The 22,479-nt window shown below is 61.6% G+C and carries 18 protein-coding genes; 9 read left to right on the forward strand and 9 right to left on the reverse strand.

The features are described from left to right. Positions 1-144: 144 nt before the first annotated feature. The 3 genes from NW830_RS04725 to NW830_RS04735 form a co-directional block, all read right to left on the reverse strand. A complete protein-coding gene (locus NW830_RS04725; protein WP_414404569.1) occupies positions 145-1,521 on the reverse strand; it encodes a 1-acyl-sn-glycerol-3-phosphate acyltransferase in 1,377 nt (458 codons plus the stop codon). Between the two features lie 193 nt (positions 1,522-1,714). After that, positions 1,715-3,262 (reverse strand): Hsp70 family protein, encoded by a 1,548-nt coding sequence (locus NW830_RS04730; protein ID WP_414360505.1) that lies wholly within the window; start codon positions 3,260-3,262, stop codon positions 1,715-1,717. Next, positions 3,262-3,810 carry a helix-turn-helix domain-containing protein gene (locus NW830_RS04735; RefSeq protein ID WP_414360504.1) on the reverse strand — a complete coding sequence of 183 codons (549 nt, stop codon included), beginning with the start codon at positions 3,808-3,810 and terminating at the stop codon, positions 3,262-3,264. Before NW830_RS04735 ends, NW830_RS04730 begins: the two co-directional genes overlap by 1 nt. A 1,007-nt stretch (positions 3,811-4,817) precedes the next feature. On the opposite strand from NW830_RS04735, the gene trpB reads away from it, so the two are divergent. From trpB to NW830_RS04780, 9 genes are all read left to right on the forward strand, one after another. Continuing rightward, the gene (gene trpB / locus NW830_RS04740) at positions 4,818-6,077 is read left to right on the forward strand and encodes a tryptophan synthase subunit beta (protein ID WP_414360502.1); all 1,260 of its coding nucleotides are present in this window, start codon (positions 4,818-4,820) and stop codon (positions 6,075-6,077) included. Positions 6,078-6,403: 326 nt separating this feature from the next. Then, positions 6,404-6,607: a hypothetical protein gene (locus NW830_RS04745; RefSeq protein WP_414360499.1), complete on the forward strand. Its 204-nt coding sequence runs from the start codon at positions 6,404-6,406 to the stop codon at positions 6,605-6,607. Further along, entirely contained in the window at positions 6,597-7,337 is a 741-nt protein-coding gene (locus NW830_RS04750; RefSeq protein WP_414360497.1) for a pantothenate kinase, read from the forward strand. The genes NW830_RS04745 and NW830_RS04750 overlap by 11 nt, the downstream gene beginning before the upstream one ends. Positions 7,338-7,408: 71 nt before the next feature. After that, positions 7,409-8,545 (forward strand): chorismate synthase, encoded by a 1,137-nt coding sequence (aroC, locus tag NW830_RS04755; RefSeq protein ID WP_414404570.1) that lies wholly within the window; start codon positions 7,409-7,411, stop codon positions 8,543-8,545. Positions 8,546-8,634: 89 nt separating this feature from the next. Beyond that, entirely contained in the window at positions 8,635-10,038 is a 1,404-nt protein-coding gene (radA, locus tag NW830_RS04760; protein ID WP_414360492.1) for a DNA repair protein RadA, read from the forward strand. Positions 10,039-10,519: 481 nt separating this feature from the next. Further along, complete coding sequence (gene plsX, locus NW830_RS04765) at positions 10,520-11,605, forward strand: phosphate acyltransferase PlsX (protein WP_414360491.1); 1,086 nt, start codon at positions 10,520-10,522, stop codon at positions 11,603-11,605. 5 nt (positions 11,606-11,610) lie between these two features. Next, a complete protein-coding gene (locus NW830_RS04770) occupies positions 11,611-12,618 on the forward strand; it encodes a beta-ketoacyl-ACP synthase III (protein ID WP_414360488.1) in 1,008 nt (335 codons plus the stop codon). Positions 12,619-12,636: 18 nt separating this feature from the next. Next, positions 12,637-13,536, forward strand: coding sequence for an ACP S-malonyltransferase (fabD, locus tag NW830_RS04775; protein WP_414360486.1), 900 nt, complete (start codon positions 12,637-12,639; stop codon positions 13,534-13,536). Between the two features lie 125 nt (positions 13,537-13,661). Continuing rightward, a complete protein-coding gene (locus tag NW830_RS04780; RefSeq protein WP_414360483.1) occupies positions 13,662-15,065 on the forward strand; it encodes a phosphoglucomutase/phosphomannomutase family protein in 1,404 nt (467 codons plus the stop codon). A 45-nt stretch (positions 15,066-15,110) separates the two neighbouring features. Here the strand turns inward: NW830_RS04780 and NW830_RS04785 are convergent, their stop codons facing one another. The 6 genes from NW830_RS04785 to ispD form a co-directional block, all read right to left on the reverse strand. Then, the gene (locus NW830_RS04785; RefSeq protein ID WP_414360481.1) at positions 15,111-15,503 is read right to left on the reverse strand and encodes a VOC family protein; all 393 of its coding nucleotides are present in this window, start codon (positions 15,501-15,503) and stop codon (positions 15,111-15,113) included. Positions 15,504-15,610: 107 nt separating this feature from the next. Then, entirely contained in the window at positions 15,611-16,978 is a 1,368-nt protein-coding gene (gene thiC, locus NW830_RS04790; protein WP_414360478.1) for a phosphomethylpyrimidine synthase ThiC, read from the reverse strand. A gap of 691 nt (positions 16,979-17,669) precedes the next feature. Next, positions 17,670-19,013 carry a nitrate/sulfonate/bicarbonate ABC transporter ATP-binding protein gene (locus tag NW830_RS04795; RefSeq protein ID WP_414360475.1) on the reverse strand — a complete coding sequence of 448 codons (1,344 nt, stop codon included), beginning with the start codon at positions 19,011-19,013 and terminating at the stop codon, positions 17,670-17,672. Between the two features lie 18 nt (positions 19,014-19,031). Then, positions 19,032-20,762 carry an ABC transporter permease gene (locus NW830_RS04800; protein WP_414404571.1) on the reverse strand — a complete coding sequence of 577 codons (1,731 nt, stop codon included), beginning with the start codon at positions 20,760-20,762 and terminating at the stop codon, positions 19,032-19,034. Between the two features lie 77 nt (positions 20,763-20,839). Continuing rightward, positions 20,840-21,634 (reverse strand): precorrin-4 C(11)-methyltransferase, encoded by a 795-nt coding sequence (cobM, locus tag NW830_RS04805; RefSeq protein ID WP_414404572.1) that lies wholly within the window; start codon positions 21,632-21,634, stop codon positions 20,840-20,842. Positions 21,635-21,689: 55 nt separating this feature from the next. Next, entirely contained in the window at positions 21,690-22,397 is a 708-nt protein-coding gene (gene ispD / locus NW830_RS04810; protein ID WP_414404573.1) for a 2-C-methyl-D-erythritol 4-phosphate cytidylyltransferase, read from the reverse strand. Between the last annotated feature and the right edge of the window lie 82 nt (positions 22,398-22,479).

Below are 22,479 nucleotides of genomic sequence, written 5' to 3' on the forward strand. Positions count from 1 at the left end.
TCTTGACACTCCTCCGACTAAAGTCGGCTCTCCCAGGGGGATCCGCCCTCACCCCCAGCCCCTCTCCCAGAGGGAGAGGGGAGCGGGAGAAAGGGCTCCGCATCCCTACCACAGGCAACTGTGCCAGCCAGGCATATTGCTGCTTCAAGAGATCATGCGCTCGAGAGCAAGTTGCAAATCTTGAGTTAGCTCGGCTACTGCCTGTCTGGCTTCCTGGCGGCCTTGGCGGTACTGGCGTTCCCATCGCTGGCTCACCCAGATGGGATCCCCCACCGTAACTTGAACTTCTCGCCAACCCAGGCGAGGCCGGGCCGGGTAGGGATCGCCGCGCAGGCGGGCCAAGACATCAAACAGGATCAGGGCACTTTCTGCCAGCCGCTCAAAAGAAGGCTTACTCAGCAAGTACTCTTCTTGCACAGCCACGCAGCTTTCCACCAGGCGCATGTGCTGCAGGTAGAGGGTGGCCTGCTGGGCTTTCCAGTTGAGCAACCCCCGCTGCAGCGGAGCCAGGGATCCAGGATGCCGCAATTCTTCTCGGTAGATCTGGGTCCAGGCGGCTTCTTCGATGCGGCGGCAGCGGCTGTTCCAATCCCCTTGGGGAGATAGGCCAAAGTAGGTCTCGGCCGTCTGCAGCGCCGTGTGGAGCAGCCGCTCCAGGCGGGCGTTGAAAGGCTCCCCAGAGGGAAGAGGGGGAAGGCCGTAAAACGTTTCCATCTGGGCCAGCAGGTGGTGGGCCAGGCCACAAATCCGCTGAGCCCAGTGGCGGTTTGCGGAAGGCTTGAGAGCCGCCGGCGGCGTCAGGCCACTGAGGCGCTCGAGGTGGCTTAGCAGGCGCTCCAGCTTTTTCCAAGAAGGCTTCAGGTAGCGGTATTGGATCCCGATGGGCACCACAACCACCTTCTCCGAACGACCGGCTTTGGCCAGGTCTTCGGCGCACCAAAAGGCCAGTTGCGCCGTTCCCGGCTCCAGAGGATTGACCCGCTCGCTGTGGCCATTGGTGGCCCCTTCCGGCGCGATCCCAAAAGGAAACTGGCCCTCCAGCAGTAGGCGCCGCGCCGCCGCCAGCGCCAGCCGATCCACCCGCCGTCCCCGGTGCACAGGGATCCCGCCTAGGCGAGACAGAAGCCACCCTAGCCACTCACCCCCCCAAAGAGGCATGCCCCGGTCGTAGAGAAAATGGGCGTGAATGGGTTTGCGGAGGGGGATCCCTTGGCGACGGGCAGCCTGGGGCACCAGGCGAGAGAGCACGTAGAGGCCCACCAGGGGGTCATCCACCTCCACATGGCGGAAAGCGAGGATCAGCCGAATCTGGCCCGCCTGAAACTGGTGGTAGAGCTGCGCCAGGGTCTCCACGCCCCTAGCCTCGATTTTGGCAATGCCGGAAGGAAGCCAGGGCCGCACCCTCAGCCGCAACAGCAGCGGCAGGATCCCGTGGACAAGCCGCAGCACCCAGGGGCTGTAGGCCGGCGGGATAAAGTCCAGGGGGGGACGGGCAAAAGAGGGGGGTGGTGGTGGAAACAAGGCTTTTTCTCAAATACTGAATTGCTCAAGCTAGGCCCAACAAATCCCCATCCAACCGATCGGGTTATAGTCTTTTCAAACAAACATAGGACACTTTGCCGCCAAGCCAAGCGCCCAGCCCCTCTCCCTCAGGCAGAGGGGAGGAGGGTCAGCTGTTTGGGTTTTGGTGCGATAAGAGGCTAAGTGCCTTTCTTTAACTCAGGGTGGCTACGGGCTGGGCCTCTACCAAAAGCTGCTGGGTTTGCAAGTCGAAGATAGTGGCCAGCAGCCGCCGCGAGGCATCGACGGCAAATTCCACCTTGAGGCGATCTTCTCCTGCGCGGCCTGGGGGCTGCAGGCGGGCCAGGCAAGCCGGCTCGGCGCCGGGGGCCAGGGATCGAAAATCGGTTTGTCGAGTGAGTTGGCGGCTGCTCATGCGCCCCAGCTCGTCGTAAACCACCTCGGCTTGGGCCACCTGAGCCACTTCTCCCACATCGAGGCGAATTTCGGTTTGCCCATCGTTGGCCACCTGCAAGATCAAGGGCTCGGAGCGTCGGCAGGGGTAGGGGCTGCCCCGCTCAAACAGAGGGTAGTAGATATAGCTTTTTTGCAAGGGATCCCAGAGGCGGATGGCGTAGCTGTGGTGCAGGCGATCCTCCAGCTTAACTTGGCGGCCCACCTGCAGGGCGCCCAGGGCCACGGCGTCGAAGGGGCGTTCGCAGCGGACTTTCTTTTTGCCAAAGTAGGAGCGGAGCAGCTCTTGGACTGCCGGCAGTTGGGAGCTGCCTCCCACCAGGAGCACCTGCTCAATTTGGCCTTTGCCCACTCCCCTGGCCTGGGCAGTGAGGAGCACCTCGTCTAGGCACTGGCGGATCTGATCCAAGAGCTGGTGGGTTTCTAAAATCTCCTCCAGCACCTGCCGATCCAACTGCAGCTCATAGGCGGTTAGGGCTTCGTCGTCAAACCAACTGCCCACCGCCTTGGGCTGGGTAGAAAGGGTAATCTTGAGCTGTTCTGCCTGCTCCAAAAGGGTAATCCAGCTCAGGGCTCCCATCTGCTGCCGGCTCAGCCCCAGTTGCCCCAGCAGGTATTCGGCAATCCAGATGTCGATATCCACCCCACCCACGTAGGCGTCGGCCTTGGCAATCACCTCCGCCTTGAGGACGGGGTTGCCCGGCTGAGGGGGAAGGGTGCGCACCAGGCTGAGATCCAAGGTGCCGCCGCCGAAATCCACCACCAGCACAAGGGATCCCGGCTGGTCAACCGCATAGCCCAGGGCAGCAGCCGTGGCCTCGTCCACAATCTGAATGGGATCCCCGGCCACCCTCCGCAGCCAGTTTAAGTAGCGCTCAAAAGAGCCGACGGGAGCTGTAAACACCACCTGTTGCGGCTGCGGGTATTCTTGCTGGATGGCTTCCATCACTGCCTGCAAAAAAGCCTGGGCTACCCTCTCGGCATCGTAGCGCTCTCCATCGAGAACTCGCGGCGGGGGGACAAACTCCGCCACCAGATCCCGCTTGAAGCCCTGAAACAAGCGCTGCGGATCCACTGCTCCCCACCGCCCGGCGCGCACGGTTTCCCCCACCAAGAGCTGGCCTTTTCCCTTGACGTAGACCAGGCTGGGAATGGCCGCGTAACCGGGGCGGGAGAGGCCGGGAAGGCTGAGCAGGCGAGGCGCTTCTTGGACGGGATCCCAAACCGCCACCACGGTGTTGCTGGTGCCAAAATCAATAGCCAGCGTCGCTTTGGGGACGGGTGCCATCAGCTCAATCCTCCGGGCAGGGAGCGACTAACTTTGGCTGGGCAGAGAATGCGATCGCCGCAGCGGTAGCCAACAAAGCGGATATAGACAGGATCCCCAGGCCGAATGTCCGGCTGATCCGGCTGGTGCAGTTGCGGGTCGAAGGGGACAGATTCAAGAGGGCTGCCGATGGCTTCATACCCCCACTGCTGCAGCAGGGCATCCAGCGACCGGAACAGAGCTGTCACGTTCTGGGCCGGCCAATCCGGCTTGCGCCGGGCAATCTCGCGGACAGTGGGGTAGCTGGTCAGTAGCGGCTGCAGCAGGGAGAAGATTGCCTCTGCATTGTCAGAGCCCCTTCCGCCGCTAAGTAGGGATCCCACGTCCCACTGGAGAGCGGCAGCCAACTTCTGCAGTTGCTCCAGGCGCAGGGATCCCCACCGCCCTTGGCGCACCTGCTCGAGGGCGCGGCGGCTGATCCCTGCCCGGGCTTGCAAGGCCCGCCATGAGGAAAGGCCAACGGCTTGCATCCGTTCCCGCAGCCAACTGTCCAGCGGTCTCTCGGCCATTGGTTTTGCCAGGGATCCCTATGATCATGCCCCAACTGGGGCCTGGGTCAGGGAGCCACCGGGCTATGGCTTCCCCATCCCGGTCGTAACGGTCGCGCCGGCTGGCCAGATAGACCAATTCAAAGCCGGCCTCTAGAGAGGGGCGGACGAGCTTAAAATCCGCAAGCTGCCTAGCTCGTAGCCGGAGACCCCAAAAAATCCTGACTGGCAACTTGAGAGGTAACCCGGCGTCGGCTTTCTCGGCTGCGCTGCAGCTCCTCTTGCAGGGCGCTGGCGGGCGTTGCTTGAAAAACCCACCCCAAACCCGCAGCTCGGCCCCCTCTTCGCCGACAAACACCTGGCCGTCGCTGCTATCGGATTCCCCTTGGGGGACAAAGTCAGCCGGATAGTCGAGGCATAAGAGCGGGTGAGGCTAGAGCCGGGGTCCCTTTTCCCACCAGGAGACTGGCAAGCAGCGGTTTTCAGAACTGGGGCCATTCTAGGCTCCTTTGTCCTAACCTGCTCCCTCACCCCCGACTCGGAGAGTAAGGAAGGGTTTCCAGCTTGTTAATCTGCCGGTCGCTATCGAGGTTTTGCCCGGAGCGCAGCAGTTCAATTTTTTCTCTAGCTCGCTGGATGGCGGCGCAGTTGTCCACTACTTCCAGGGGGAGAAACAAACAACACGCCGTTCGCGTCAGCGGGACGGATGCACCCCCCCAAAAAGACCTTCAGCGCTTTCCATCACCGTGCAAAAGCTAGCAATAACGACAAAGAGACTGCCACTCCTTTGAGAAAGGGTATAGTGCGGCGCAACTCCTCGTCTATGCGCTTTTGCTCTTCTTGCTGGAGCAACTCTTGCAGATGCTTGTCCATACAAAATCGGACGGCCTCATCTACTCAAAGCCGGTTTTGGCGGGATCCCACCTTCTAGGGCAGCAAATAGTCGCCTTCCTGCGTTTCCGACTTTTGTAGAATAGGGAAGCCTGTCTCCTATTGCCGGCTGCCCAGCCCGCAGCAACGGATTTGCCATGACCTCAACTCCTCTTGCTGCTGCCCACGCTGTTGCTTGGGATCCCCTTGACCCCCAGGTGCGCCCGGATCCCCAGGGCCGGTTTGGGCCGTTTGGGGGCCGCTTTGTGCCGGAAACCCTGATGAGCGCCCTGACGGAGCTGGAGGAAGCCTTTGAGCGGCACTGGCAGGATCCCGAGTTTCGCGCCGAGTTTCACAGCTTGTTGCGGGATTTTGTCGGTCGGCCCAGCCCGCTTTACTTTGCCCAGCGGCTTACCGAACACTACGGTGGCCCCCAGATCTACCTCAAACGGGAAGACCTCAACCACACCGGCGCCCACAAGATCAACAACGCCCTCGGCCAAGTGCTGCTGGCGGTGCGCATGGGCAAGCGGCGGATCATCGCCGAGACCGGCGCCGGCCAACATGGGGTGGCCACGGCAACGGTGTGCGCCCGCTTCGGCCTGGAGTGCGTCATCTACATGGGGGCGCTGGATATGGAGCGGCAGGCCCCCAACGTGCAGCGGATGCGCCTGTTGGGCGCTGAGGTGCGCGGGGTGGAAGCCGGCACGGCCACCCTCAAAGATGCCCTCTCCGAGGCCATCCGCGACTGGGTAACCCATGTGGAGACCACCCACTACGTCATTGGCACGGTGGCCGGGCCCCACCCCTACCCGAAGCTGGTGCGGGCCTTTCACGATGTCATTGGCCAGGAGACGCGGCAGCAGTGTCAGGAGAAATGGGGAGGGTTGCCGGACGTGCTGCTGGCCTGTGTGGGCGGCGGCTCCAATGCCCTGGGCCTGTTCAACGAGTTTATCCGCGATCCTCAGGTGCGGCTCATCGGTATTGAGGCTGCCGGGGAGGGTTTGCACACATCCCGCCACGCCGCCACCCTCAGCCGCGGTCGCATTGGGGTCTTGCACGGGGCCATGAGCTACCTGCTGCAGGACGAGGAAGGCCAGGTGCAGGAGGCCCATTCCATCAGCGCCGGTCTGGACTACCCTGGCGTAGGGCCGGAGCACAGCTACCTAAAAGAGATCGGGCGGGCCGAGTACTACGCGGTTACCGACGACGAGGCGGTGGAAGCGCTGCTGCTGCTGTCGCGCCTGGAGGGGATCATCCCCGCCCTGGAGACGGCCCATGCCCTGGCCTACCTGAAGACTTTGGCGCCGCAGCTTGGCCCCCAGCAGCGGGTGGTGGTCAATTGCTCCGGGCGGGGCGACAAGGACTTGAACACCGTTTTCCAGTACCTGCAGCAGCGGGGGCGTAGCCTAGCCTAGAGTTGGGTTGCCAACCCTCTCTCCCTTGCCAAGGGGATCCCTGCCCATGTCCACCTTTGCCGTTCGCCTGCTCGGCCTGCTGGCCTTGTTTCTGGGGGCGGGGCTAGAGCCGCTGGTTGGATCCCGGTCAGAGGTTTCCGGGCGCGTTGGCGGGATCCCGTCCCCGGCCACGACTTCCTGGGCAGGCGCCTTGGTCGGCCCCAGGGAGGAAGAAGGGATCCCTGCTCCCGTCCAGCCGCCACCCCTTCCTGTTTGCGCAAGCGGGACGGAGTCCCTGACGCTGCCGGCCCCTGCGACCTGGGGAGCTGGAGTCGGCGTCCATCCAGGTGGCCATCCCCTCGCTGGAGCAGGTGGATCCCACCCGCATGGGCTTATTTGTCCGAGTGGGGACGCGGGGGGCGGTGCTGCTGCCTGGAAAAGCCCTGACAACGGAATGGCAGCTTTCCACCGCCAAAAAGTTAGCCGGGATCCCTGCGGATCAGCCGGTGGAGCTGTTTTGCGGGGAGGCGGAGCTGCTGCATGAGTTTTGAGGCCCAACCCGACCGGTGGCTAGCCGCGGTGCTGGGCAACACCCACGTGCGCTGGGGCTGGTTTGTGGGGGAGACCTTGGTCAAGGTGGAACAGTTCCCTGCCCACCAGCCTTTGTCCTGGCCGGAAGAGACGGAGCTGTGGCTGGCTGCTGTTGGCTCCGCCCCTTTGCCGCCGGGATCCCCGTGGGTGCATTGCCTTGAGCTCTCCCAGGTGCCGCTGCGGGATCCCTACCCCAGCCTGGGGCTGGATCGGGCGCTGGCCGCCTGGGCTGCCGGCATCCACTACGGCTGGCCCTGTCTGGTTATCGACGCCGGCACCGCCCTGACCCTGACGGGGGCTGACCCGGAGGGATCCCTAGTGGGGGGGGCGATCCTGCCCGGCCTAGGGCTACAGGCGCAGGCACTGGCCGACCACACCGCCCGCCTGCCCAAAGCGGAGTGGGAGGCGGCGGATCCCTTGCCCCCTCGCTGGGCTAGGGACACGGGGGCTGCCATCCGCAGCGGCATTCTCTACACCCTGCTGGCCGGCTTGCAGGACTTCATCGCCGACTGGCGGCGCCGCTTTCCCCAGGGGCCCCTGCTAGTAACCGGCGGCGATGGCAAGCTGCTCTACCCCCACCTGCGTCCCCTTGACCCAGAGCTGCGCTGGGATCCCCACCTAGTGTTGCGGGGGATCGCCGGCTGTCGTCAGTTGCACCGCGCTGCTCGGCAGTTCCCTGGTGCAGAATAAAAACAGTCCCTCAAGGGTCAGACCCTCTCCAAAGCGGGCAGGTTTTCAACTTTCGGCAACCCAAGGATCCCATGGCCAACGGCAACTCCTTCGGCGTCTTGTTTTGCGTCACCACCTACGGCGAGTCCCACGGGGGGGCGGTGGGGGTGGTGGTGGACGGCTGCCCACCGCGGCTGCCCTTGAGCGAGGCCGACATCCAGGCGGAGCTGGATCGGCGCCGCCCTGGCCAGAGCTCCATCACCACGCCGCGCCAGGAGGCGGATCGCTGCGAGATCCTCTCCGGGGTTTTCCAGGGCTTTACGCTGGGCACACCCATCCACATCCTGGTGCGCAACCAGGATGCCCGCCCCCAGGACTACCGCGAAATAGCCACCACCTTTCGCCCTTCCCATGCTGATGCCACCTACCAGGCCAAGTACGGCATCCGCAACTGGCAGGGGGGAGGACGGGCCTCTGCGCGGGAGACCATTGGCCGGGTGGCCGCTGGGGCGATTGCCAAGAAGATCCTGCGCCTGGCGGCAGGGGTGGAGATCCTGGCCTACGTGCAGCGGGTCCAAGACGTGGAGGCGCAGGTGGATCCCAGCTCAGTAACAGCCGAGCAGGTGGAAGCCAACATCGTCCGCTGCCCAAACCCAGAAGCGGCGGCGGCAATGATTGAGAAAATCGAAGCAGCGGCGCGGGAAGGAGATTCTCTCGGGGGAGTGGTGGAGTGCGTGGCCCGCAATGTGCCCCGCGGGCTGGGCTGCCCCGTGTTTGACAAGCTAGAAGCCGACCTGGCCAAGGCGGTGATGTCGCTGCCGGCCAGCAAGGGGTTTGAGATTGGTTCGGGGTTTGCCGGCACCTACCTGACGGGCAAGCAGCACAACGATGAGTTCTACATGACCCCCAGCGGCTGGCGCACCCGCAGCAACCGCTCCGGCGGCATCCAGGGGGGCATCAGCAACGGGGAAGATATCGTCCTGCGGGTGGCCTTCAAGCCCACTGCCACCATTCGCCAGCCTCAAAACACGGTCACTCTCGACGGCCAGGAGACGGTCTTGGTGGCGCGGGGGCGCCACGATCCCTGCGTGCTGCCGCGGGCGGTGCCGATGGTAGAGGCGATGGTGGCTTTGGTGCTCTGTGACCATCTGCTGCGCCACCACGCCCAGTGCGGATCCCTAGTCTTGCCAGAGGTGCCCATGCCTGCCGTTCCTATGTCCCCCAGCTAGCGGCAGCCGGTCGGAGCCCTTGCGGAGATCCTGATTGCGCCAGCGGGATTGAGTCTTTGTAGCCTGAGAAAGAGGCGGGATCCCTGCTCATGGCCAAGGCCAAAACCGTCTGGGAGTGTAGCCAGTGCGGCGAGCGCTATCCCAAGTTTTTGGGCCGCTGCAACAACTGTGGCGCCTGGAATACCCTGACGGAGGTGGTCGTCGCTCCCTCCCCCCAGTTTGCGCCACCGCAGCGTCTTGTCCCCCCGCGCAGCCGCGGCAACGGGATCCCCCAGGCAGCCCTCCCTCTTACTCAGGTGCGCTTGGATCGCCACCCCCGCCTTTCCTCGGGCTTTGGCGAGTTTGACCGTGTGTTGGGGGGCGGCATCGTGCCGGGATCCCTGGTGTTGATCGGCGGGGATCCGGGCATCGGCAAAAGCACCCTGCTGCTGCAGACTGCTGCTCATCTAGCCAAGGGCGGACCTGTCTTGTACGTGTCGGGGGAGGAATCAGCCCAACAGATTAAGCTGCGTGCAGATCGCCTCGGCGGGACGGAGTCCGAAAGCGAGCAGCTCTACCTACTGGCCGAGACCGAGCTAGAGGCCATTGTGGCTGAGATCCAGGCTCTGCAGCCCCAGGTGGCCATCATCGACAGCATTCAGGCCATCTTCTGGGGGCAGCTCAGCTCAGCGCCGGGATCCGTCTCCCAGGTGCGGGAATGCACCAGCCTCTTGATGCGGGTGGCCAAAAAACTGGGGGTGGCCCTGCTCATCGTTGGCCATGTTACCAAAGATGGATCCCTGGCCGGGCCCAAGGTGCTAGAGCACTTAGTGGACACCGTCTTGTACTTCGAGGGGGATCGCTTTCAAAGCCACCGGCTGCTGCGCGCCGTCAAGAACCGCTTTGGGGCAGCCCAGGAAATCGGCGTTTTCGAGATGACCGCCTCTGGCTTGGGGGAGGTAGACAACCCCTCGCAGCTTTTTTTGAGCAGTCGGGATCAAGCCACGCCGGGAACGGCCACCATCGTCGCCTGCGAGGGCACCCGCCCTTTGGTGGTCGAGGTGCAGGCCCTGGTCAGCCCCACCAGCTACAGCTTCCCCCGCCGCACTGCCACCGGCCTCGAGCTCAACCGTTTCCTGCAGATCTTGGCGGTGCTGGAGAAACGGGTGGGGATCCCGCTTTCCAAATACGATGCCTACATCGCCTCTGCCGGCGGCATCCAGGTGGACGAGCCGGCTGCCGATTTGGGGGTGGCGGTGGCCGTGGCCGCCAGCTTCCGGGATCGCCAGGTGGATCCCTTCACGGTCTTGATTGGCGAGGTGGGCCTGGGGGGGCAGGTGCGCCCGGTGCCGCAGTTGGAGCAGCGCCTCAAGGAAGCCGCTAAGCTGGGGTTCCGCCACGCCATCATCCCCAACAGCCCCGTTTTGGCCGACTTTGGCCTGCGCCTCAGCCGGGTGCAGCGGCTGCTGGAGGCCCTGCTGGTGGCTCTGCCCGGCTCCGAGCCCGGCCAGTGAGAGGGGATCGCCAAGGTTGGCAGTCGATCTTCCGCCGAGAACCAACCTGCGGGAGTATCTCTAATTTATGTAAGGACGGCGACTCGATTCCTGATCGGGTGGGCACCCTATCCTACAGACACTAAAGATGCTGACCAAGGATCGACCTATGGCGTTGCTAGCCCTGTTTCTCTTTGTGGTGTACCTGGTTGTCTCCCGCTTGAACGCCCAGGCAGAGCGCTAGCTGCTTTTCCTCTGACAAAGGGGCTACAGGTTCGCGTCACCGGTACGTAGCTAACTGCTCTCCTGCTGGAGGGTGCAAGGCCACCCCAGGAGGGGGTTCTAGGCTGTCTAGGTTGACTCGGCGTAGCCAGAGGCCGGGGCTGGAGAACGGGTTTTTTGGTAGAATTCGGTAGTCCCTCGCGGCTGGCGGGATCCCAAAGGAGCAGCGGCGGTCCGCGAAGTTTGCTTATTTAGAAGGGTTCCAGGGTGAGGTCAGCTCGTGCGAATTGCAGTTGATGCCATGGGGGGCGACTACGCTCCCGAGGAGATTGTCAAGGGCGCCCTACTGGCCCAGCAGCGGCTGCGGGTGGGGATCACGCTGGTTGGTCGGCCAGAGGCTCTTGAGCCTTTTTTGCCCAGGCCCCTGCCTCCCAAGGTTACCCTTGTGCCTGCTGAGGAAGAGGTGGGCATGGCCGAGGAACCGCTGGCGGTGCGCCGAAAGCCAAAAGCCTCCATCAATGTCTGCATGCAGCAGGTGCGCGCTGGGCAGGCAGATGCAGTGGTGGCTGCCGGCAACACGGGTGCTGCCATGGCGGCGGCCTATCTCAACTTGGGTCGCCTGGCCGGGATCGACCGCCCAGCCATTGCTGCTCTTTTGCCCACCCTCAAGGGAAAGCCGGTGCTTTTGCTGGATGTGGGCGCCAATGTGGATTGCCGGCCCCGTTTTTTGGAGCAGTTTGCCCGCATGGGATCCCTCTACTGCCAATGCGTGCTGGGGATTGAGAGGCCGCGGGTGGGCCTGCTCAACATCGGTGAGGAACCCAACAAGGGCAACGATCTAGCCCTGGCCACCCACCAGCGCCTGGCCCAGTTGCCAGGGATCCACTTTGCTGGCAATGCCGAGGGTCGGGACGTGTTAACTGGGAATTTTGACGTGGTGGTCTGCGACGGCTTTGTCGGCAACGCCCTGCTCAAGTTTGCTGAGAGTGTTGGCCAAGTGATCACCCAGGTGCTGCGGGAAGAGCTGCCGCGGGGCTGGCGCGGCAAGCTGGGTTGCTGGCTGCTCCAACCTAACCTCAAGCAGGTCAAGCGGCGCATGGACTATGTGGAGTACGGCGGCGCCTTGCTGCTGGGGGTTAACGGCATCTGTGTTATCACCCACGGCAGCTCCAAGGCGCCAATGGTGTACCACGCCATTCGCCTAGCCAAAGAGGCGGCAGAGCAGAAAGTCCTGCAGCGGCTGCAGGCGGAAATGGTCGATACTCGCGAATCTCAAGCCAGTGCTGGGCAGCGCCCTGTGAGCCTTCGGAGCGGCTCTACCTCCGGCCCCTTGCCCTTGGGATCCCTGGAGCGGAGGGAAGGGTAGTGCCCATGCCCAGCACTGGCCTCCCAAGCGTACGCCTAGTGGGGGTGGGGGCTGCCCTGCCGGATCCCTGCCTAAGCAACGACGACCTCAGCCAGATTGTTGCAACTTCCAACGAGTGGATTTGGCCCCGCACCGGCATTCGCCAGCGACGCATCCTGCCCCCTGAGCAGAGCGTGGTGGATCTGGCGGCTCAGGCGGCAAGAGCTGCTCTAGATCACGCTGGGATCCTGCCGCAGGAGCTAGATTTGCTTCTGCTGGCTACTTCCACTGCCGTCGATCGCTTTGGCTCGGCCCCACGGGTGCAGGCAGCCCTGGGGGCAAGTCGGGCAGTGGCCTTTGATCTGACGGCAGCCTGTACAGGGTTTGTGTTTGCGGTGGCCACAGCCGCCCAGTTTCTACAAACCGGGCTGTACCGGCGGGCCCTGGTGGTGGCAGCAGATGTGCTCTCCCGCACCGTCGATTGGACAGACCGCACCACCTGCATTCTGTTTGGGGATGGGGCAGGGGCAGTAGTGCTGGAGGCGGGAGAAGCAGGAGCTGATGGGATCCTCAGCATTGAGCTGCGCAGCGATGGCAAGGGCAGCGATCTGCTTAGCTTGGCCATGGCCACCGAGGCTAAGCCCCTGGTGGGATCCCTGCAGGTGGGACAGTACCGCTGTTGTCCCATCGTGATGAACGGCCGCGAGGTCTATAAGTTTGCTGTCCAGGCGGTGCCGGAAATTATCGAGAAAGCCCTCCTTCGGGCCGGAATCCCAGCTGAGGCAGTTCAAGGCTACTTCATCCACCAGGCCAACCAGCGCATCCTCGATGCCGTGGCCAAGCGCCTGCAGTTGCCTACCCAGCAGGTGGCCAGTGTTCTGGAGCGCTACGGCAACACCTCAGGGGCCTCGGTGCCTATCGCCCTGGCCGAATGGATTGCTCAAGGGCGGTTTGGCCCTGGGGATCTGGGGGTGATGGCAGGCTTTGGCGCCGGCCTCACCTGGGGAGCCATTGTCTTTCGCTGGGGCAGATGAGTTAAGGAGAGGTGGTTGATGACCATTGCCTGGATCTATCCCGGCCAGGGATCCCAACGGGTGGGCATGGGAAGGGATTTACAGGACTGGCCAGGGGCCGCCCAGAAGCTGGCTTTGGCGCGTGAGGTGCTGGGGTGGGATCCGTTGGCCCTCTCAGAAGAGCAGATCCACCAGACCAGCTATACGCAGCCGGCCTTGTTTACCGTGTCGGCCCTCTTGAGTGACTACCTCTATGCCCAGGGGCAGGCTCCCGCCTGTACAGCCGGCCACAGCCTAGGCGAGTACAGCGCCCTCTATGCTGCTGGGGTGTTTGACTTTGAAACCGGCTTGCGGCTGGTGGCGCTGCGAGGCCAACTGATGGAGCGGGCGGGAGATCCCCCTGGCGGCATGGCAGCGGTGATTGGGTTTGACCGCGCTCAGCTGGAGCACCTCTGCCAGATAACCCCCAACGTTACCATTGCCAACGACAACAGCCCGGAGCAGGTGGTGATCAGCGGCTCTGTAAAGGGGGTGCAGTCTGTCTGTGAGCAGTTGCAGGCCAAGCGCACCGTTCCCCTCAACGTCAGCGGCGCCTTCCACTCTCCTTTCATGCAGAGGGCAGCAGAAGAGTTTGCCCACAGGTTGCGCGAAGTTGACTTTCAGACACCGCGGGTGCCGGTCTACAGCAATTGCACCGCCACTGCCAGCCGCGATCCCCAGGTTCTCAAACAGGCGCTGCTGGCCCAGATGACCTCTCCGGTGCGTTGGCGAGAAACGGTGCTGCAGATGGCGGCCGACGGCGTCCAAGAGGTGTGGGAAATTGGCCCTGGCAACGTGCTGACCGGCCTGGTGAGGCGGACAGTGCCCAGCTTGGGACGGCGCACTATTAGCAGCCTCAGCGACTACGGGGGATCCCAGCTTCTCAAGAGCAGCGAATAAAACTCCCGCCCCCTGGAGTTCGCAACAGCAGCCCAGAGCGCTGGGACAGGGGCTCAATCTGGTTTGAGTTGGTCTGGAGGGGATCCTTCCGTGCTATATGTGGGCGGGGTGGATTTTGGTAAACCATGGTCGGAAACTCCATTCGCTTTGGCACCGACGGCTGGCGAGCCGTGATTGCCGAGGGCTTTACCTTTCAGAACTTGGCCCTTGCCGCCCAGGCCAGTGCCCAGGTGTTGGCCCGCACCTATCCTGGCGAAGGGATTGTGATTGGCTACGACAACCGCTTTCTCTCCGAACGCTTTGCCGCCCACGCCGCTGAGGTGGTGGCTCGCTTGGGGATCCCCGTCTACCTTTCAGCCTGTGTAGCCCCAACGCCAGCCTTCAGCTGGGGAGCCAAAGAGCGGGGCTGCCACGGCGCCTTGGTGATCACCGCCAGCCACAACCCGCCCCACTATTCCGGCCTTAAGGTCAAGGGCGGCTTTGGCGGCTCCGTGCCTCCAGAGGTCACTGCCGCCATCGAGCAGGAGCTGCACCACCTCCAGCCCCTGGGATCCAACTCTGCCCCCATCCACACCTGGGATCCCTGGCCCGGCTACCTGGAGCAGCTCAGTTGCTTTGTGGATCTGGAAAAGCTCAAAAGCTCCCCGGCCAAGATCTGGGTGGATGTCATGTTTGGCTCCGGCGCCGGTGGCCTCAGCCGCCTGTTAGGGGAAAAAGTCATCGAGTTGCAGGCACGGCGAGATCCTTTGTTTGGGGGATTTCCCCCTGAGCCGCTGCCGCAAAACCTGCAAGCTTCTGCCCAGATCATTGCGGCGGATCCCGCCCCCCTCAAAATGGGGCTGGTCTTCGATGGCGACGCTGACCGCATTGCCGCCCTCGACGGACAAGGTCATTTTCTCAGCCCCCAGGTGCTCATCCCCATCCTAATTGACCACTTGGCGGGGCGGCGCGGCTTGCGGGGGGAAATTGTCAAAACCATCAGCGGCTCGGAGCTGTTTGTCAAGGTGGCCAAGCGCTATGGCTTGCCGGTTACGGAAACGCCCGTGGGCTTTAAGTACATTGCCGAGCGCATGCTAAGCACCCAGGTGTTGCTGGGGGGAGAGGAATCGGGCGGCATCGGCTATCTGGGCCATATCCCCGAGCGGGATGCCCTGCTTTCTGCCCTGTATCTGATCGAAGCCGTTACCGAAACCGGACAAGATCTAAGCGCCCTTTACCGGGCTTTGCAGGAACGGGAGGGGTTTAGCTCGGTTTACCAGCGCCGCGACCTGCACCTGAAGGATCAAAACCAACAAACCCAGCTGTTCCAACGGCTACAGAAGGATCCCCCATCTGAGATTTTGGGGCAGAAGGTAATCCAGCATTTTCATCGCGACGGCCATAAATTTACCCTGGCCGACGGCAGCTGGGTGATGATCCGGGGTAGCGGCACCGAGCCTCTGCTGCGGCTGTACTCCGAAGCCAAAACCCCAGAAGCAGTCGACCGTCTGCTGGACTGGGCAGCCGGCCTGGTTGCCCAAGTTGCTTGAGGGAGTCCCACCCCTCCTTGGCTTTCCCCGCCAGTGGCCGCCAGCTCAAGCAGTTGCTTCTGCTGTCTCGGCTTTGACTGGGTCAAAGCAGCCCGGCGGTTCGTACAAAAACTCAAACAGATTGCCATCGGGATCCTTGCCGTAGAAGGAGGCGGTGCCATCCCGGTGGGTGTGAATCTCGCCCACTGGGATCCCTTGGGCTTGCAGGCGGCGATGCTGTTCCTCCAGCTCCTCCCTGGTGCTGAAGACAAAGCCAAAGTGGGGCCCTGCCGCCCGGTAGCCCGGCCCCAAGAGTGCCAGCCCGTCGTCCCCAGCCTTCATGTAGGCCCAGTCGGGATCCTTCCAGACATTGACCATTCCCAACTTTTCGTAGAACTCCACCGCTTTGGAGATGTCCCCTACACGGATGGCCACATGTCCAAGTTGCTTAAGTGCCATATCCTCCTCTCTGGTCAACCCAACCAACCATCAGAGTTCCCTATAGCCCAGCATAGCCTGGGCAAGGGATTCCCTCTTTCCCCAGCAACAACTTGCCCCTGGAGGGCTTATCCCGTTGGCTGTTTGGCCAAGAAGTGCTCCAGTTCGTTTAAGGCTTCTGCATCCAGTTTGGTTTGCATAGGGCAGAACTTGGGCCCACACATCGAGCAAAACTCTGCCGTTTTGTAAATATCTGCCGGCAAGGTCTCGTCGTGGTATTCGCGAGCTCGCTCTGGGTCTAGAGACAACTCAAATTGCCGGTTCCAATCAAAGTTATAGCGGGCTCTAGCCATCTCATCGTCGCGATCCCTGGCCCCGGGACGATGGCGGGCAATATCGGCGGCATGGGCGGCAATTTTGTAGGCAATGAGGCCGTTGCGCACGTCCTCTGCATTGGGCAAACCCAAGTGTTCTTTGGGGGTGACGTAGCAGAGCATTGCCGCCCCATACCAACCGGCCAAGGCCGCCCCAATAGCGGAGCTGATGTGGTCGTAGCCGGCAGCAATATCAGTAACCAGTGGCCCCAAAACGTAGAAGGGAGCCTCGTCGCACTCCTCCATTTGCTTGCGCACGTTAAACTCAATTTGATCCATTGGCACGTGCCCCGGCCCTTCCACCATCACTTGCACATCGTGCTCCCAGGCCATACGGGTCAACTGGCCCAGAGTTTTCAACTCTGCCATCTGGGCTTCGTCAGAGGCATCGTGTAAGCATCCCGGTCGCAAAGCATCGCCCAGGCTAAAGGAAACGTCGTATTTCTTGAAGATCTCGATGATGTCGCGGAAGTGGGTATAAAGCGGGTTTTGTTTGTGGTGTGCCAACATCCAACGAGCCAGGATTCCACCGCCGCGAGAAACAATGCCGGTTAGCCGGTTGCGCACCAACGGCAAATGTTGGATGAGGATCCCAGCATGAATGGTCATGTAGTCCACCCCTTGCTGAGCCTGCTTTTCAATGATGTGCAAAATATCCTCTGCCGAGAGTTTTTCGACATTCCCATGGACGCTCTCTAGAGCTTGGTAGATAGGCACTGTGCCAACAGGAACCGGCGAGGCTTGGATAATGGCCGTGCGAATTTCATCCAAATTGCCGCCGCCGGTAGACAGGTCCATAACAGTATCGGCGCCGTATTTGATAGCCAACTTTAGCTTTTCCAGTTCTTCAGCCAAGCTGGAGGAAGTGGGAGAAGCACCAATGTTGACGTTGACTTTGCAGCGGGAGGCGATCCCAATACACATCGGCTCGAGGTTGGTGTGGTTGATGTTGGCGGGGATGATCATGCGACCCCGGGCTACTTCCGAGCGGATGAGTTCCGGCGGCAGCTTCTCCCGGCGGGCCACATACTCCATCTCTTCGGTAATGATGCCCTGGCGGGCATAGTGCATCTGAGTTACGTTTGCTTGCCCACGACGGCGGGCCACCCATTCGCTGCGCATGTCCTAACTCCGCTGCTCACTTACCTATGCTGGTATAAGACAGATCAAGTTCTGGGGATGGGAGCCCCCAGACACTCCCAGCGTGCTGTGATCCTATCACCGAATTTTGGGACTTTCGGAAATTGGGGCCTTCCCTCTGGCTGCAGCTTTGAGGAAGGCAGAGTAGGTTACCCTACAGCCATTCCTTCTGCCAAACGTAGCCCTACCGGTAACAAGCCGACGGCCCCCCTGCAGGAGACAGAGGAGAGCGGGTCTGGCCTACAGCGCCCCAGCTAGAGCACCCACCTTGGCCTCTGCCCCAGCACCGGTGGACACAGCGGGGTAGCTTGGTAAAGCACGATTCGTGCGGGGCGGAAAAGCCCGTTCGCGTGAGCGGGACTTAGTCGGACCTTGAGTCGCTCGCCAATAATTCCCCGCTGAAAGACCCGGACAGTGCTATAAGTCAACAAGTAGGCGGAACCTTGAGACTGGGTTCCAAGGGATCGTCTGGGGGCGTCTTGACAGTGTCTGTCCCCCGACTAAGGACTACGTCCCGCTTTGGCAGGGGGTTGCCGCTAGCCCCAAGAAGAGAACTCACGCGGACTGACAGGGGCTTTGACAAAGCCTTGCTAGGTCTAGGGAGCTTTGCGGTACCAGGTCACCCTTTCTTGAGGACAGAGCTTCCCCGCCGCGTTTTTGGGGAGGGGAGGAGCTATTGCGCAGGAGGGCTCTCGCTTGGTTCTGGCAGGTAGAGCCGGTCTTCTGAGGCATCGTATTCAAAAAGCTCCGCATAGCGCCCCCAGTCAATAGCCGTGGCAAACTGCCGCTCGGCTTCGTCGGGAGGAAAATGTTCATCCCAGAGATCCAAGAAGAAGTCCGCCCGCATGGAGCGGCTGTTTTTTTCTTCCAGAGTCTGCAGGATGCTGCGAAACACGGGCACCCGCGCCAAAAGCTGCTGCCGGAAGAGATCCTTACTGCGCAAGATGGTGGTGTTGGCAAAATCCTGGCCAATCTCAGTGAGCTGTACCACCCTGCCGCTTACCTCAGCAAAGCCCAGCAGCACTGCCGCATCCAAAATCGGCAGCAAGTCATCCACCGCCAGTTGCAGCCGCTCGGCCAGCTCAGCAATCTCGACCCGCCCTTGCGGCCATTCCACGATTAGCTCCAGCAGACCGCTGATCCCGCCCACTCGCGCATGGGGTAGGGGCAAGGCGTAGGGAGAGGGTGCCCTGGGGCTCACCGGGCTGGGGGCAGCCACCTCGCTGGTTACCGGGATCTCCGGATTGGTCATGATCTCGTAGATGTAGTCCACCAGGGACTTAAATCGAGGATCCGTGCGTTCATGGGGCCGCGGCAGGTCGATCTTCACCTCTCCCCGGATCCGCCCCGGCTTGGATCCCAGGATTACCACTCGATCTGCCAAAAACACCGCCTCTTCAATGTTGTGGGTAACAATGAGAATGCTCTGGGAAGGGAAGGCCTGGGTGTTCCAGAGCTCGTCGATTTCCCCCCGCAAGTTCTCTGCTGTCAGCACGTCCAGGGCACTGAAGGGCTCGTCCATAAACAGCACCTTGGGCTCTAGAACAAAGGCGCGGGCAAAGCCAACCCGCTGCTTCATGCCCCCCGACAGTTCCTTGGGGTAGGCATTCTCGAATCCGTCCAAGCCCACCAGGTCGATGGCTTTGAGAGCTTTTTGCCGCCGGATCTCGCGCGGGATCCCTTGCGCTTTCAACCCCAGCTCCACATTCTCTTGCACTGTCAGCCAGGGCAAGAGAGCAAAACTCTGAAACACCATGGCCACATCCGGGTTGGGGCCCCGCAGGGGACGTCCATTGCTCAACACCCGCCCTTCGCTAGGCGGGATCAACCCCGCCATGATGCGCAGCAGAGTACTTTTGCCACTGCCGCTGCGGCCCAGCAAAGCCAAAACTTCTCCTGCCCGCACTTGCAAATCAATCTGGCTCAAAACTGTAAACTCGCCCTTGCCCTCCGGCAAAGGAAAGCGCTTGTAGACCTTCTCAACCTCGATTAGAACAGGAGAAGCTGCAGAACTCATATGAGATAGCCTCAAGGATTAAAGGTGATACTTTTCTTCTGCCAATTGATACAACCGCCGCCAGAAAAAGCGATTGATGCCCACCACAAACAAACTCATCATGCCAATGCCTAAGGTAATGCGCGGCCAATCTCCTACTGCTGTTGCTTCTGCAATATAGGCACCGAGGCCTGTAGCTTTCAGAGTTGTCGATCCCCAGGTTACAACCTCGGAGACAATGCTAGCATTCCAGGCCCCGCCGCTAGCCGTTATTCCTCCAGTAACCCAGGCAGAAAAGATCCCTGGAATAATTAGCTTTTGCCAGAGCTTCCATCCCTTTAAACCCAAATTCATAGCCATTTCTCGCAAATCAGTGGGGATGCTCTGGGCACCGGCAATGGAGTTAAAGAGGATGTACCACTGCGCTCCCAGAGACATAAGCAAAATGCTGCCCCACTCAAGGCTGATCTGGGCGCGGATAAAAAACAAGGTGGCAAAAGGAAAAAGGAAATTGGCCGGGAAAGCTGCCAGAAACTGCACCAGGGGCTGCAGCAGTTTTGCTAGGCCTGGGTTAAAACCAATGGCTACCCCGATTGGTGTCCAGATCACGGTGGCCAAAACCAACAGCCCACTGACCCGCAGCAGGGTGAGGATCCCCAGGCCAAAGGCTAGCATGACCTCCCCTAAACCGACAGTGGTGGCCACAAAATAGACAATCCAGGCCCCAAGGCCCCCAATGGTCAACCAGGAAAGCTGGGTCAATAGCCGCTCACGGCGCCGCTCAGCCTCGGGGCTGGGGGGATCCACCCAGCGGGGGCGGGTCAGGTAGGCCAACAGCTGATCCACCTTCTCTGCCAAGGGGGCAAGCCTCCTGCCAATCAGCCGTGGGATCCGCGCTGTGGTTAGCAAATCGTACAGCCACGATTCGGGGGTAGCCGCGCCAGCGCTCTGCTCCAGGCGAAACTTATCCGACCAGGCCACCAAAGGCCGCCAAAAGAGCTGATCCACCAGCAGAATCACCACCACCATGGTCAAGAGCGCCCACCCCAGCTTGGGCAGATCCTCTGCTTGGATGGCAGCTTCCACATAGGATCCCAACCCCGGCAGTGTATACTCCTGGTTGAGTACGCTGATGGCCTCGCTGGCGGCCACAAAGAACCACCCCCCGCCAAAGCTCATCATGGCGTTCCAGACGAGACCAACCATTGCTGCCGGCACTTCCAATTGGGTAAAGCGCTGCCAGCCTGAGAGGCGATACAAGGTAGCGGCCTCCACCAGCTCCTGCGGCAGAGTGCGCAGAGATTGGTAGAAGGAAAAGGTCATGTTCCAGACCTGGCTGGTGAAGATGGCAAAGATAGAAGCTGCCTCCAGTCCCAGCAAGCTGCCAGGAAAAAGGGCAATGAAGCCGGTGACCGTAATGGAGAGAAACCCCAGCACCGGCACTGACTGCAGGATGTCTAGCAGAGGAATCAAAATTCGCTCCGCCCAGCGACTTTTCGCAGCAACATACCCATAGACCAGGGTAAAAAGAGTGGAAAAGGCAAGGGCAATAAACATGCGCAGGGTGGAGCGGAGGGCGTAGTAGGGCAGGTTGCGCGGATCCAGGTCAATGCGGGGCACCACGGCCGGCGGCTGAAACTGCTCAAAAGCACCTGCCCCCACATGGGCTACCCCTGCCAGGAGAACCAGTGTGCCCAGAATGATGGCTCCATCGGCAGCTCCTGCTGGCAACTGCCGGCGAAGCACCTCCGGTGAAGGAAAAGTCCGCATTTCTTCCGCCGCAGCCTGACGTTCCCCCTCAGTGTACCCTTTCCCAACTGCCGCCCTAGAATTCCCCGCTAGCGAGGCTAGTAGCGGAACTTGGGGCGGAAGAGGTGGGCGTGGTCAGGGCTGTAGAGCCGCGAGCGAGCTGAGCCCCCTCCTGCTAGGCCCTGCAAGGCAGGGCTGATTAGATACAGCACCGTGCGTTCCAGACCAGCGTGCCGGCTAAGAGCAGCCATCTCTCCCAGGGATCCCAGCCAGATCTGCTCATCTGGCCACCCCAGACGGTAGCAAATGGCCACCGGGGTATCGGCAGGATAGTGGGTTAGGAGATCCGCCTGGGCCTGTTCCACATGGCGGGCGCTTAGGTACAGACACAAAGAGGCACGGTGAGCCGCCAGACTGGCCAGGGCTTCTGCTGCTGGCACGCGCGTCCGGCCGCTGGCGCGGGTAAGGATCACTGTCTGCACCAACTCCGGTACCGTTAGCTCCACCTGGAGACGAGCGGCTGCCAGCTGGAAGGCACTCACCCCCGGCACGATCTCAAAGGGGATCCCCGCCTCAGCCAACCGGAGCAGTAACTCGTGCAAAGCGCCATAGAGGCAGGGATCCCCGTCCTGTAGCCGCACTACGCGCAGCCCCGCCCTGACCCGTTCCACAATTTGTGGCAGCAGCGTCTCCAAGGTGAGGGAGCGTGTGTCGATGGCCTCAACCCCAGGGCGACAGTGAACCAGTATTCCCTCCGGCAGCAAAGAACCTGTGTAGAATACTGCATCTGCCTGCGAGAGGACTCTCTGACCCCGCAGGGTGATTAGCTCTGGATCCCCAGGCCCAGCGCCGACAATGTAAACAGGCCAGTAGGGCGAAGTGGGTTCGCGCATGCGCTCTCTTTTTCCTCCGGCAGCGTGCATCCTAGCAGCAGAAAGCTGCCTTGGCTCAACGGACGGGATCGAGGCGCTGCTGCAAGATTTGCGCTGCCAACAGCACATCCAGGGGGGTGGTCAGCTTTAGGTTAGACTCCTCCCCTTCCACGATGTAAACCGGCCAACCTAGCTTCTCAAATAGAGCTGCATCGTCAGTAACCTGCCACCCCTTGGCCAGCGCCTCTCGATGGGCTTGCCACAGCAGCGATAGGCGAAACCCCTGCGGCGTTTGGGCTGCCCACAGCTGGCTGCGCTCCGGTGTCGTTTGGACTTGAATGCCGCTGGGGCCAGTCTCGGCCACTTTAATCGTGTCTTTGACAGGGATCGCCGCCACCAAGCCATCCACCTGCTGCAAGGCAGCGCTGCAGCGATCGAACAAGTTTGGCGTGGCCAGGCAGCGGGCTCCATCGTGGATCAGCACCCGTTCTACTGTCCCTAGGCTATAGAGATACTCAACTCCTCTGTAAACCGACTCCTGCCGCGTTGCCCCCCCCGGCAAAAGCTGAACCGGCTTGGCTGGAGCAGTTGTTGCCACAATTTCCTCAATGGCCGGCCAGTCATGGGGCTGGGCCAGAATCCCAATCCACTCGATGGAACAAGCCCGAGCTGCAGCTTCCAGCGTCCAAGCCAAAATTGGCCGGCCTAAGAGTGGCAACAGCAGCTTGTTGACCGCCGCCCCCATCCGCTTGCCGCTGCCCGCTGCTGGGATCAACAGGTGCATAGATTGACAAGAACCTCCAGCCGCATTCTAGTTGACAAGTAAGCTAGGGGGGCCGAGCCTGGCCCCCTTTAGGTTTGCCAGC

This window comes from Synechococcus sp. OH30, assembly GCF_047462175.1.
Lineage (GTDB): Bacteria > Cyanobacteriota > Cyanobacteriia > Thermostichales > Thermostichaceae > Thermostichus.